Here is a 12,348-nt window from a genome sequence, read left to right as displayed (position 1 = left end):
TATCCATATCTAAAAGGAGAGCATCAATTTAGATAGGAAAGCACATTAATTAGGTATTGATAGGTAGATGTTGAGCGAGCATTATTTATGTTAAGCTTTGCCGAACAAAGGTTTCGGTTAGATTTAATTTGTTTATCTGTAAAACCGAAAGCGAATATCGCTTGCAAAGAACATTTTAAGAAATTGGTTACACAGATCGGTATATTTTCGTTATAAATCGGTTAAAATACCAGTTAGTAACTTAATTTAGCACCACAATATTGGTAGCCTGACAGCCAATATTACCTCTTTTAAGGTTAAAACGCACTTTTGTACCCACCAATAATGATGGTTTAAAAATTCCTTTCAGCTGTTGATTGTCGGCATAAACCATCTCTGCACCACTTTCAAGCTCTATAAACCCGAAGCCGCGTACGGGGTTATACCATTTAATAATTCCTGTATATTTCATAAGACATTTTTTTACATTAATTTAGCCAGGAAAATGAAATTTTGAAACTAATGAGGATAAAACGTACTATTTTCGTTATGAAAAGGTGTAATTTCGTTATGGATGCAAAAGAACGATTAGGAGATGATTAAGTGTATAGCCATTGATGACCAGTTAAGTTCTATAGCGGGACTTGAAAAATACATTGAAGAAACGCCAAATATGAGACTTGTAGGAAGCTATACAGACCCATTAACTGCATTAAGAGAATTGCAAAAAATAGAAACTGTAGATGTGATTTTTATGGATGTGCAGATGCCTCAAATTTCTGGTTTGGAGCTGGCAAGAGCAGTGAGATCAAAAACCCGAAAGCTGATATTTACAACTTCGCACCAGGAATATGCTTTTGAAGCATTTGAAGCTGAAGGAGATGCCTACCTGCTAAAGCCTTATGGTTATGCAAAGTTTGCACTAACCCTTAACAGGCTTTTTGGCGAAGAAATGGAAAATGCTGAAGAGGATACCTTTTTTCTGGTAAAAAATAAAGCAGAAGACCATAAGGCGGTATTGGTGCGTTATGCGGACATTATCGCTTTTGAAAGTTTTCATAACTACATCAAAATCCACACAAAAGATAAAGTAATTATTGCTTACCTGAGTTTAAAAGATGTAAAAGAACAGCTTAGCATTAAAAAGGGATTTATACAATTACACAGGGCCTATATTATTGCAATTGAACACATTACACATATAGATGGAACAAGAATAACATTATCAAACCAGACTACATTTTCTGTAGGGGATATTTATCACAACGATTTTCGTGATTTTATCTCAGAAAAACTCATTATCAGCAGCCGTAAAAAATAGCGGCTGCTGATAGTAATATTATTTGCAATGCTTTAGATTATAAATACCAGTTAGTGAAGTTGTGGAGGTACCTGTAGGATCAGATGTTGTGGGATCTGATTTGATATCGAAATAAACATTTTTTTTAAATACAAATAGTGTTCTTTTAACAATCTTCTTAGCTCTCATATCATTTTTTTATGAAAACTAGAAGTGTAGAGGTGCTGTAACGTTATTGATTACATATATAGTAAAGAAGTCTTTATGGATAGTTTAAACGCGAGTAAAAGCTCATTAGCAAACTGGCTAAGTAAATATAAAATACACCTGATTGCATGGTGTGTATTTATATTTTGGGAAACAATTATGGTTTTTGCTTTTGCTGGAGCTGTAGGAACGTTTAGTAATTACGCTATACATTATTCATTTAATATCTTTCTATTTTACGCACATACATGGTTGTTAGAAAAGGTAACAGCTTTCCCCAACAGTTCCTTATGGAAAATCCTACCTATTGTTGCACTTGAAATATGCATTTATATTGGATTGATTTTTGGAATTGACCACTTACTATATGTATATACTAATATATTAACAGGGACTCTTCCAACACTTACGGTTAGAATCTTTAAACTCCTTTATAGAAGTACATATTTTATGCTCTTTTCAACTGGTTACTTCTTCATAAAACGTTACTTAAACGAAAGAGTTGAAAAAGAACGTGTTGAAAAACAGCGTTTTAAAATGCTTATTGATAAAGAAAGAACCGATAAAGAACTTTTAATGTCTAAAAATGCTTTTTTAAAAGCACAGATCAATCCCCATCTTTTGTTTAACACCTTAGAATTTATTCACCAAAAAATAAGACAATATGATCCTGAGGATGCCCAGGTTATGGTTTATTTATCGGATATGATGCGTTTTGCCGCCAATACAGAGCATAATGATGGTTATATAAAATTAAGTGATGAGATAGCACAATGCCAAAACCTTATAAAGCTTCATCAAGCCCACCCAAGGTCAGGTTTTTATAGAAATGGCTTCCTCACCTGATGTACTGGATATCAAATTTATTCCATTGGTATTGTTAACGCTTCTGGAAAACATGTTTAAACATGGTAATTTGTTTGATAGTGATAATAAAGCTACTATCGATCTGTATATGGATAACGATACCTTAAAAATTGAAAGCAGGAATTTGCCTGCATCGGTAAAAAGCAAAGTGGGTTTTGGATCAGGTTTAGATAATATCAGAACAAGATTGAATTATACCTATGGTAACCATGCAGAAATGAATGCTTATGTTGATGAAGATGGTTTTTATACTTTAACAATAGCAATTAAGGAAAAAGCTTTACAGGAAGCATTCCCTACCAATATGGAAGCATTAACTTATTAATTCATTTTAAAAATAATTATACAAACCTGTCAATTGCAGGGGCTTTTGTTACCTCATAAAAACTTGATTTATTGAAGGAAGATACTTTGAAAACAATCTCTTCTTCCCTTCTGGCCAGCGCATGTATTCCTGGAATAAACCGTTGCTTAAAGCGTTTAATGCAAATATTTTCCTTGCAAATAACTTCATAGTTGTTTTTGCTTTTAACGGTTACTTCCAAAACGTAATCCAGCCATTGTTTTTTAACTAAGCCGGGTAACCAACTAAACTGCTGCTTGCTGATTAAGTTACCCATACCGTTTATTGCCGCTTCAGAAACTTTTTGCGTTGCCCGCTATCTGCACCCAACAATTATCTACCCGATCAATAATACCAAGTACATTACTGCCGGAGAGCACCAGCCATGGATCTTCCATGCTGGCACGGATTAACTGATATAATGTATCTGCTAAACCTTCCTGTTTAAATACGTAATTAAGTTCGATCATAAGTTTTTGTATCAGTTCGATATCGGGAGATTGTTGATGCGTACAAGTGTTTCGATAGTGCTGGCGAAACGTTTCATAGATATTGGTTTGCCAAGATAACATTCGAAGCTAGAATTAGCGTTCTAACCTCATGCTCTAAGTTTGATGAAGCATAAATCACAAACCGGGCCTTATCCCTTAAATGTTTTGATAATTCGGTACCTGCCATTCCATCCATATCAATATCCAGAAAAAGAAAATCGATCATTTCTCCTTTCCCTATTGTATTTAAAGCATCTAGCGGATTATTAAATATACTGGTGACCTTTAAAAAGTCGATCTCTTTGATATAATCGTTCAAAGCCTCAATTGCATGCTGCTCATCATCAACTATAGAACAGTTGTAATACATATTTGTAAATTAAAATAGACCCTGCAAATCTTGCTAAAATCTATATCAATTACAATAGCTATGAAAAGAAAAGGTAATATTACGGTAATGGATGTCTTATTAAACCCAATAAAGTATTTGTGCAGATTTACTTTACGTATTTATACTTAAAATTTACTTCAAAAAGGTTGCATTTATTGTCGATTGGCCTAAAGTATTAAAATCCACTAACAGATCCTTCAGTTAAACCGATAAATTCTAATATTGCAGGTAATAGCATTCCCAATTTAGCCTTACTAAAAAGTTTTTTCAGTTTAAATGTAACCACCGTACCAAACAAGAAAGAAATTAATTGTAAAATGCCAACCATTGCGGCTAACAGTTCATTGATGGAAATTCTGTTTTTATGTGTGTTTAAGCCTTCGGCAATGTTTTCAATAAAGGGAAAAAGATTTTTATCTGCGGTGAAATATCCTGTTGGGGCTTCGCTATCTTCTATCATGGTGCCGCTAAACACATCATCAATGCTGATAGAATATGCTCCACCAGAGCTTGTAACATCTATAATTGAAGTTTTATTGTTCTTTTATTGTGGATTTCGAATGTAAAACTACTCATAGCATCGGGCAACACCAAACAACGGTTTGAAATAGCATAATAAATAAAGTTATCCGCGTGGTGTATTGCAGTTTATAAAAAACAGCTATTAGCGCTTGAATACGATAAACATTGTTTGTTCGCATTTTTGGTAATTAGGACGGGATAATAGACTTTATCAGGTTGACCTGATTGATGACAAAAATAGTTATTCTATCGGATTTGCGGAAATATTATCATTTTCGGAAACTTTAGCTAAAAAATTAGAATTTCAGAAAAAAAAAATACATTTTTTATTGGTTTACTGCTATCAGGAATTCATTCAAATTCAATATTTAAAATAAAAAAGACGCATTTTAACATTAAAGTGATTTTTAATGGATTATTATCGTAATTAAAGCTAAGGGGATCCAAGCAAATTTAAAGTAACAATTTTGTTATAAACCGATTGATTTTTAATTTTTCACAAAATTCAGGCTAAAAGCGAATATAATTAAGCCAAAAAATAGCACAGAAACTTGGGTTAGAAAGATTACTTAAAATATCAACCATTTTAAAACTGGTGTATATAAGTTATTCTAATTCAACGCAATGCTGTTCATCCTGTTCAGCTGAAAATAATTTAAACTTCTTTAAAGGAATACTGTTCCCTAATAAGATCTACATTAATCGCTGCTAAAATTGTCCAATAGTTATGAACCTTAATCCTATTTATGAATCATGTACTTAGCTCGCTATTTGTTGATTTTGTTTTTATTTCTGATCAGTCGAAATTTAAACGCACAAATAAATTCATCAGCGCCCTCGCTTCTAAACCAAAAATCTGTTCAGCTTAATTTGGGTACGCAAGGTATAGGTGCCGAATTTGCTTATGGTATTTTACCTGAACTCTCCCTCCGTGGTGGATTTAATTTCATTCCTTTTAAAGCAAACGACGTTTTTAAAGTTTCGGCATTCAGCTCTACTTCGAATTTACATCCGCCGATTTCTATAATGTACAACGCACTGGCAGATTATGTTCCCATTAAGAAAGCAACCTGGTTTAGATTGGTCGGTGGTTTTGGTTATTTCTTTAAAGCAAAGGCAACTCTTCGGATAGTCCCTTCTGATGATTACAAATACGGTGATCTGGTACTTAACGGATCATTGATCAGATTGGTTATGCTGATTTAAATGTGAACTGGAAAGGCCTCGCCCCCTACCTTGGGTCAGCGTTTGCACACACTTTCCCAACAGAATAGGTTTAATGTTAATTTCGATTTGGGCACGTACTACCTCAGTAAACCTAAAGCCGATATTACGGGTACAGGCTTGCTGGAAGGTAATTCATCTATAATCATTGAATTAAATATTAAAGATTACCGGTGGCTGCCCATCGTTCAGGTCAATTTCAGCTATAAACTATAAATGCTCAGGATCAGGATATCACAAAAACCGCAAATGGTGTTAATTCTGTTAACATTAGCTGCCTGCACCAAGCCTACAGAAAACATTAAAATCGTTGTCGATACCGACGTAATAAAATATACCGCATTGATAAATGTTACCGATGGAGAAAATGGTAATCCTGGCTCCTGCCAACAGCGACAATTACACTTTCGGGTGCTGCTGCACAAGACATTTACGAACTTTCGGGTTAAAAAAGAAATTAAAACTCAGCTCGGGAATTCGCAACTATTGGCCTTCGACCTACCATTGCCCCTACGGCCGATCAACCCATTAATGTTAACGTAGAAGTTAATGCGCCAGGTTATAGTAAAGAAACGCGGCAGGTTATTTTTAAAGCAGAAACACAACAGCAGCTGGTAAATATTCAAGCTTACAAAAATTGGCTCAACCACGCCTCCGGTTGTAACGCCACCGCCACCAGTGTATAATAATGTAGCGCTCACTTTCACCGGCAGGTGCCCGAAACCGTACAGATATGGAAATCAGACCGAGTGTTTATGTATACTTTAAAAAATCGGGAGCAATACTCCTTTTAAATACCTGGGCTATATGGATAAAGGAAAAATTAGCACAAATTTACTCGAACAGAACGGAACATATGAATTTCAGATTGTATATGGTGCCGAAACTTATAGGGTAACGCAGAATATTGACCAGACAAATTATAATTTAACAATTGATATGCCTGCAGCCTGCAACTTTTAATAAGTTAAATTGAAACTGCAAAAAAAAGCCGTTCAGATTCGAAATCTGAACGGCTCTTTATCTATATCTTCAATCTTACAATGCAGCATGTGCATCTCTAATGCTTGAATTGCATCATGACTGGCATTAATCCTCCTTGTTGTTTCAACAATACAGATCTGATTGCTTCGCCAAGTTCATTTTCCTGAAGTGCATCACGGTAGGCTTTTTTAATGGCATCTTCACCACGTTCACATTCAGCTAAAATACTGTGTCTGTCGTCGCCACCAAAGCTTGCCTTAATGTCGATCCATGCACGGTGTAAGCTACCTAAGATGGTGTTGCCTGTATCAGGGTTTTCACCGTTTCTTCCCACCAAACCGGCAAGTTCGGTTACATTAGCTCTACTATCAGATGAAAACTTATCAAAAGTTGCTTTTAAATCAATATTTACATCTTTTAAATCTGCACTTGCTTTATCAAAGCCATCTGCTCTATCATTGTTAATTTGAATCAGGTCGTTAAATACCTCTACTGTTTTTTCTTGATTTTCCATAATATATATTGTAGATAATTTAAAGTAACAACAGCAAATTGAACAGATAGTTTAAGTTATTTTACAACCAAATTTATTTTAAATTATTGAATCGAAATTCGCGGAAACATCGCAAAAAAAAAACGTGTAAAAAGAGAAAGCCCCATATTACTATGAGGCTATATAATTATGTTTTATAAGTATCCACCGATAAAACTAACCAAACAAACTACATACTGAAACGCAACTGGTTTTAAATTGTTTTAAAAAATCATACAAAATTTTTTATTTGTTATAAAGGCAGCTTTCCAAAGATAATGATTCAAAGGAGAACAGATATATCGGTGAGGTTGTAAGAAATATATAAGGCGCGAAAAAATTATAAAATATTAATTATCAATTATTTACATAAATTAACAACAACTTTTGTTTAAAACACCATGTTTGTTGATAAATCATTTAAAACATTTGCCTGTGTTATCAGATTGTATAAAGCATTAAACTATCAATATGAAAAACACGAATACTCAAATTAGTCAGACTTAGAAAGTTTATCAAAAATTCGAGCCTAATAAATTTAAGTTATTGGCGCGTGGAATTGAAATAAGAGGCAATAATGATGTACACCGCAGTATCACTTTTGCTAAAGAACTGATTGAACGCATGAAATTAAAGTTAACGGTTCATCATTCTGCAGAAATGGCCATGTATGGCGGTTTTGAAGTGGTAAACAGCTAAACAAGATTTTTTTTACCAGAAGTTGAGCATCTGGATTTATTAATTTGATTTTCATATCCACTGGATAACAATTTAATGTTATTCAGTGGATATAGAATAATGTTTAACCTGTCGAGTTATTTTCTGGCAATTAAACAACGGACTATTCGCCATTTGCATTACCACTCAGTACACTGCTCATGTAATCAAAAAATGGCCTCATATCTTTAAATCCCTTTCCCATTTGGTGCACAAAATCATCTCTTAATACCGTTTCATCATTAAATCTTTTAATCAGTAGAAATTGCTTAAAGCGTAAAAAGATCCGATAGCTGGATGTTCGGCTTCGAAACCTTTTGGTGTTGTTTTTATTTGCACCTGTAGATTGCCGAAACCAGCCATAAAACTTTTACTATTTAAAATATCGCGCAGCGGCTGATCATCAAAAGCAATGTCATCCCTTATTAACTTTAAATAGCAGATGGCCCCCAGAATCCGCCACCAATAAAACTGTTTCCTTTTTCAATATGGAAGTAATAACCTCCACGCCTACTTTTACCTGCACGTTTAAAACTTCCGCTTCAATGCGTTTTGTGAGGTGTTTTATCTAAAGAAAATCTGGTATCGCGATAAATGCGGTACAAACTCTTTTTGCCCGAAGGCGTTTCAATTACATCGTGCAGATTGAGTGCTGCTAGTAATGCTGAAGCAAAATTTTCGACGTGGGCCTGTTCTGCCTGATATTCGGATTTATGCGCATTAAACCAATCGCGGTTATTGTTACTTTTCAGTTTCTCCAAAAAACCGATACTCGAGGGATATATTTTTATAGGGGTTGCAGGCATTGATTTATTGTTGGATTTACAGGATATTGAATTTCAACAGATAAGGTTTTCCATTCCTCAATTCTTCACATTCAATTATTCAAAATCAATAATTTTTCCCTCGTATAAATACCCTATTTAAGCTGATCCTGATAAAAAAACCAGTTATGGGTAAACCAAATTTAACTTGTTTTGTTGCTCCTTCAAGTGATCATATTGGAGTTAAAGTATAGTACACAATAGATCTGGCATACCAAATTGATAGTTAAGGTCTTAAACATTAAAAAACAATGAATCAAAATGAATTCAGCTTAGCGGCAAATTCTCACGCAACAGCACTTCATTCGCATGCCATGCAGTTTACAAAAGATCCCGACGAGGCTAAAGATCTGGTACAGGATACGTTGCTAAAAGGCATCCGTTTCTGTCATAATTTCGATCAGGGTACAAATATTAAAGGCTGGCTTTATGTAATTATGCGCAATACTTTTATCAATAACTACCGTTCGAACAAAAAACGGAGTGAAACGGTTACTACGGGAGGAAGAAATTTCCAATGCGCATTTGCTAAAAAGTTCCACCCGGAATGCTGCCGAATCCGGTTTTGTGATCAACGATATTCAACGGGCACTTAATAGCATAGTACCCGCGCTTACAGTATTCCATTTCAAAGGTATTTTGAAGGCTATAAATACCATGAAATTGCCGAAGAACTCGATTTGCCATTGGGGACAGTAAAAACACGCATTCACCAGGCCCGACTGGAACTTAAGAAATACTTGAAAAATTATCGTGGAAACTATCAGCTTTAAGCAAACGGATTAGTTCTTAAAATTATCCATTACAACCCGTTTTTACATTTATAGATTTTACATTTCTAAAAAGCTTAACAAATAGCCTGCATTAATTAATGTGGGCTATTTAAGTAATCAACAAGAGCATAGATATTACTCTCGCAATAATTTTGCCCTCCAATTCAGCTTAAAATATGGATATTGCAATTCGAGTATTATACTTTAGTGAATACTTCATTCATTTTCAATCGAAAATCATATTTTTAGTGTTCTAAACACTCCTGTTATGATGAAAAACTGGTTAAGCAATAACTCTATACATTTCCTTATTGTATTTTTACTTTTTGTTGCTTGCTTTCTCTTTTTCAGTCCATCTTTTATGGGTAAAACCTTAGGACAAAATGATGTAACCAGGGCACAATCTACCCAAACCGAAATTAACCACTACAAAGAAAAAGGAGAAACCATTTTATGGACGAATCAAATCCATGCGGGTATGCCCACCTTTCAGATATGGGCACCCTACCCGGCAAACATTACCACTTGGGTTGTTAAAGCAATTAGCTATGCCATGCCTGCCCCCACCGGAATTTTTATGGTATTGCTACTCGGCACCTACTTGCTTTTCTGTGTGCTAAAAGTCAATCCATGGCTATCTTTCGCCGGAGCGCTTGCATTTGGCTTTTCATCTTACAACATTATACTTATCGGTGCCGGCCACTCCAGCCAAATCTTCGCCATCGCATTTTTTGCCCCCGTTTTAGCAGGCGTTCTTCTAATTTTTAAACGATCATATTTTAAGGGTGCAATTTTATTGAGCACCTTTCTCGCTATGGAAATTAGGGCAAACCATATCCAAATGACTTATTATCTGATGATGGCAATATTGCTGTTCGTATTGGTTGAATGTTACAAGGCTTTTACCGATAAAACGATTCCATTATTCCTAAAATCAGTGGGATTTTCAGCCGCGGCTACCCTGTTGGCCATATTGGTAAATACATCTTCTTTATGGAGCACTTATGAGTATGGAAAAGAAACCATCAGGGGTACTTCGGCAGCTCGAGTAGTACAAGCACTAAAAAAACAACCGGATTGCCCAGAAATTATGCATATGAATGGAGCCAGGGTATTGGCGAATGCATTACTTTCTTAATTCCAAATGCGTATGGCGGAAGTTCCCGGCCGAATACAAATCCGGAGTCTAACCTTATTAAATCACTTAAAACCTTAGGAGCTGATGAAAATCAGGCATTAGGCATTGCCCAAAGTATGCCTGCACTTTATTGGGGCGAAAAACCTTTTACTGAAGGCTCTTTTTATTTTGGTGCAATCATTGTTTTCTTCTTTGTACTTGGCCTTTTCATTGTTAAATCCAGTATTAAATGGTGGCTGTTATCAGTTATTATTTTAACCATGCTACTTTCTTTTGGCAAAAATTGGCCATTTTTATCCGATCTGTTTTTTTATCATGTACCTTTATACAACAAATTCAGGGCGGTAGAATCTATCCTTGCTGTGGCTGGCCTATGTTTCCCGATGCTGGCGATATTAAGCCTGCAAGAAGTAATGAATACCAGCGAAAAAAAAATATTGCTGAAGAAAATATTTCCGGCTTTCTACATAACAGCTGGTTTTACATTATTGATTGCATTAGTGCCTACCCTCTTTTTATCATTTAAGAGTGCAAACCATAATGAAATGCTTAATCAGATTGCTACTGCATTTAAAATTGGGGCACCCGAAGCCAATACAATCGGAAATGCATTAGTTGAAGACCGTAAATGGCTAGCACAAAGCGATGCCATTAGATCATTGGCTTACGTTATAGCGGCTTTTGCATTGCTGTGGTTATACCTAAAAGATAAAATAAACCCGGTTTTTTTTCCAATTGCTATAGCATTAATTGTATTAACTGACCTTTACACGGTTGATAAGCGGTACATAAATAAGGAAAGTTTTGTGGCAAAATCTATTACCAATACCCCTGAGCCTAGAACTGTTGATTTAGAAATATGGAAAGATAGCGACTTGAATTATAAGGTTATCGATTTAACCAAAGACATTTTAAGTGATGCAACCACACCGTATTTTCACAAATCGATAGGTGGTTATTCTGCAGCAAGGCTAAAAAAATTCAAATGAAATTGTAGAAATACAATTTAAAAAAGGTGTTAATCTTAATATTCTGGGCATGTTGAATACCAAGTATATAATTACAGCCGATTCTGCACAACAGCTTAAGGTAATGGCTAATCCAAAAGCCTGTGGCAACGCCTGGTTTGTGAACCATATTACTTTTGTAAAAAACGCTGATGCAGAAATGAATGCACTAAGTACGCTAGTGCCACAAACAGATGTAATTATCAATGAAAAATACAAAAGCCTCATCACCCAGGAAACCCCTAACAATGAGCTGCCTGCCGGACAGATTAAAATGACCAGTTATTCGCCTGATACACTTGTTTATGAAAGCAATGCACCAAAGGCCAATACCGCTGTTTTTTCGGAAGTATACTATAATAAAGGGTGGAAAATGTTTATAGATGGTATTGAAAAGCCTTATTTTAGCGTAAACTATATTTTAAGAGGTGCACAAATTGCCGCCGGAAAACATAAAATCGAATTTATTTTCCATCCAAACGCTTACTATGTTGGAGAAAAAATCTCATTCGCAGCATCTTTTATACTCGTGTTGTTAATTGGCACCGGAATTTATCTTAACTTCAAAAAGCGATCCACATTGAGTTAAATCATTGCAACCCATTAAAGTAAGGGATTGCCCAGCATTGCATTGTAAAACAAGAATGATATCAACAAAAAGTAAATCACCGAAAACAGCACAGCTGATCGGGCTGTTTTAACTTTTGTAAACCATACAAACAGCGGAACAACCTGTAAAGCATGCAGTCCCATAAAATGGGCAATGCGTAAATCGCCGGCAACCTTACTCCAGTTGAGCAATGGTATCCCCACTCCTCCATCTGCTGCCCCAACGGTATGAGCCAAGCGGGAAGCCATAATACCACCTTCCATAGCGAAAATGGTAGTCATGATTATGCCTAAACGGATGCTCCACAGTAAAGCCGGATTCATTGCAGCAGCCTTTACTTTAAAAAACATGAGGCCAATTAATAAGGCGAAAAGCGTTTGCGAAACAATTACAATACCCATGGTACCAAACACTAGACGCATTGTAAGTACTTGTAATG

The 12,348-nt window shown here is 35.4% G+C and carries 19 protein-coding genes and 2 pseudogenes; 11 read left to right on the top strand and 10 right to left on the bottom strand.

What is annotated here, in order from left to right:
- Positions 1-241: 241 nt before the first annotated feature.
- The gene (locus AC0IWE_RS17905) at positions 242-451 is read right to left on the bottom strand and encodes a cold-shock protein (RefSeq protein ID WP_471794122.1); all 210 of its coding nucleotides are present in this window, start codon (positions 449-451) and stop codon (positions 242-244) included.
- Positions 452-574: 123 nt separating this feature from the next.
- Here AC0IWE_RS17905 and AC0IWE_RS17900 point away from each other — a divergent pair, with 123 nt between their 5' ends.
- The 3 genes from AC0IWE_RS17900 (at position 575) to AC0IWE_RS17890 (ending at position 2,678) form a co-directional block, all read left to right on the top strand.
- Positions 575-1,300, top strand: coding sequence for a LytR/AlgR family response regulator transcription factor (locus AC0IWE_RS17900; RefSeq protein ID WP_471794121.1), 726 nt, complete (start codon positions 575-577; stop codon positions 1,298-1,300).
- 243 nt (positions 1,301-1,543) lie between these two features.
- Positions 1,544-2,332, top strand: a complete 789-nt coding sequence (locus AC0IWE_RS17895; protein WP_471794120.1) for a histidine kinase — start codon at positions 1,544-1,546, stop codon at positions 2,330-2,332.
- Positions 2,316-2,678, top strand: coding sequence for a hypothetical protein (locus AC0IWE_RS17890; protein WP_471794119.1), 363 nt, complete (start codon positions 2,316-2,318; stop codon positions 2,676-2,678). The genes AC0IWE_RS17895 and AC0IWE_RS17890 overlap by 17 nt, the downstream gene beginning before the upstream one ends.
- A 16-nt stretch (positions 2,679-2,694) precedes the next feature.
- Here the strand turns inward: AC0IWE_RS17890 and AC0IWE_RS17885 are convergent, their stop codons facing one another.
- The 4 genes from AC0IWE_RS17885 to AC0IWE_RS17870 all read right to left on the bottom strand — a co-directional run bounded on the left by AC0IWE_RS17885 (position 2,695) and on the right by AC0IWE_RS17870 (position 4,038).
- Positions 2,695-2,973, bottom strand: coding sequence for a hypothetical protein (locus AC0IWE_RS17885; protein ID WP_471794118.1), 279 nt, complete (start codon positions 2,971-2,973; stop codon positions 2,695-2,697).
- Between the two features lie 16 nt (positions 2,974-2,989).
- Entirely contained in the window at positions 2,990-3,166 is a 177-nt protein-coding gene (locus AC0IWE_RS17880) for a hypothetical protein (protein WP_471794117.1), read from the bottom strand.
- Positions 3,167-3,239: 73 nt separating this feature from the next.
- Positions 3,240-3,557 (bottom strand): LytR/AlgR family response regulator transcription factor, encoded by a 318-nt coding sequence (locus AC0IWE_RS17875; protein ID WP_471794116.1) that lies wholly within the window; start codon positions 3,555-3,557, stop codon positions 3,240-3,242.
- A 196-nt stretch (positions 3,558-3,753) separates the two neighbouring features.
- Positions 3,754-4,038 carry a hypothetical protein gene (locus tag AC0IWE_RS17870; protein ID WP_471794115.1) on the bottom strand — a complete coding sequence of 95 codons (285 nt, stop codon included), beginning with the start codon at positions 4,036-4,038 and terminating at the stop codon, positions 3,754-3,756.
- 932 nt (positions 4,039-4,970) lie between these two features.
- On the opposite strand from AC0IWE_RS17870, the gene AC0IWE_RS17865 reads away from it, so the two are divergent.
- Positions 4,971-5,306, top strand: coding sequence for a hypothetical protein (locus AC0IWE_RS17865; RefSeq protein ID WP_471794114.1), 336 nt, complete (start codon positions 4,971-4,973; stop codon positions 5,304-5,306).
- A gap of 482 nt (positions 5,307-5,788) precedes the next feature.
- Here AC0IWE_RS17865 and AC0IWE_RS17860 read toward each other — a convergent pair whose 3' ends face one another.
- On the bottom strand, positions 5,789-6,025 hold the full coding sequence (locus AC0IWE_RS17860; RefSeq protein ID WP_471794113.1) for a hypothetical protein: 237 nt from the start codon (positions 6,023-6,025) through the stop codon (positions 5,789-5,791).
- A gap of 106 nt (positions 6,026-6,131) precedes the next feature.
- Between AC0IWE_RS17860 and AC0IWE_RS17855 the strand changes: the two genes are divergently transcribed.
- Complete coding sequence (locus tag AC0IWE_RS17855; protein WP_471794112.1) at positions 6,132-6,287, top strand: hypothetical protein; 156 nt, start codon at positions 6,132-6,134, stop codon at positions 6,285-6,287.
- Between the two features lie 97 nt (positions 6,288-6,384).
- Here the strand turns inward: AC0IWE_RS17855 and AC0IWE_RS17850 are convergent, their stop codons facing one another.
- Positions 6,385-6,822 (bottom strand): ferritin-like domain-containing protein, encoded by a 438-nt coding sequence (locus AC0IWE_RS17850; RefSeq protein WP_471794111.1) that lies wholly within the window; start codon positions 6,820-6,822, stop codon positions 6,385-6,387.
- A 564-nt stretch (positions 6,823-7,386) separates the two neighbouring features.
- Here AC0IWE_RS17850 and AC0IWE_RS17845 point away from each other — a divergent pair.
- Positions 7,387-7,539, top strand: coding sequence for a hypothetical protein (locus AC0IWE_RS17845; protein ID WP_471794110.1), 153 nt, complete (start codon positions 7,387-7,389; stop codon positions 7,537-7,539).
- Between the two features lie 142 nt (positions 7,540-7,681).
- Here AC0IWE_RS17845 and AC0IWE_RS17840 read toward each other — a convergent pair.
- Positions 7,682-7,983, bottom strand: a pseudogene (locus AC0IWE_RS17840) (DUF2461 family protein).
- Between the two features lie 5 nt (positions 7,984-7,988).
- Positions 7,989-8,363, bottom strand: a pseudogene (locus AC0IWE_RS17835) (TIGR02453 family protein).
- Between the two features lie 269 nt (positions 8,364-8,632).
- Between AC0IWE_RS17835 and AC0IWE_RS17830 the strand changes: the two are divergent.
- The 5 genes from AC0IWE_RS17830 to AC0IWE_RS17810 all read left to right on the top strand — a co-directional run bounded on the left by AC0IWE_RS17830 (position 8,633) and on the right by AC0IWE_RS17810 (position 11,888).
- Positions 8,633-8,977, top strand: a complete 345-nt coding sequence (locus AC0IWE_RS17830) for a sigma factor (protein WP_471794109.1) — start codon at positions 8,633-8,635, stop codon at positions 8,975-8,977.
- Between the two features lie 24 nt (positions 8,978-9,001).
- Positions 9,002-9,154 carry a sigma factor-like helix-turn-helix DNA-binding protein gene (locus AC0IWE_RS17825; RefSeq protein WP_471794232.1) on the top strand — a complete coding sequence of 51 codons (153 nt, stop codon included), beginning with the start codon at positions 9,002-9,004 and terminating at the stop codon, positions 9,152-9,154.
- Between the two features lie 268 nt (positions 9,155-9,422).
- Complete coding sequence (locus AC0IWE_RS17820; RefSeq protein WP_471794108.1) at positions 9,423-10,292, top strand: hypothetical protein; 870 nt, start codon at positions 9,423-9,425, stop codon at positions 10,290-10,292.
- Positions 10,232-11,281, top strand: a complete 1,050-nt coding sequence (locus AC0IWE_RS17815; RefSeq protein WP_471794107.1) for a hypothetical protein — start codon at positions 10,232-10,234, stop codon at positions 11,279-11,281. The genes AC0IWE_RS17820 and AC0IWE_RS17815 overlap by 61 nt, the downstream gene beginning before the upstream one ends.
- A gap of 49 nt (positions 11,282-11,330) precedes the next feature.
- Positions 11,331-11,888: a YfhO family protein gene (locus AC0IWE_RS17810; RefSeq protein ID WP_471794106.1), complete on the top strand. Its 558-nt coding sequence runs from the start codon at positions 11,331-11,333 to the stop codon at positions 11,886-11,888.
- Positions 11,889-11,902: 14 nt separating this feature from the next.
- On the opposite strand, the gene AC0IWE_RS17805 is transcribed toward AC0IWE_RS17810, so the two are convergent.
- A complete protein-coding gene (locus AC0IWE_RS17805) occupies positions 11,903-12,331 on the bottom strand; it encodes a hypothetical protein (RefSeq protein ID WP_471794105.1) in 429 nt (142 codons plus the stop codon).
- Between the last annotated feature and the right edge of the window lie 17 nt (positions 12,332-12,348).

Source organism: Pedobacter sp. AC402, assembly GCF_979252805.1.
Note: the sequence above shows the minus strand (reverse complement) of the source record. Positions and strands in the feature narration are given on the sequence as shown.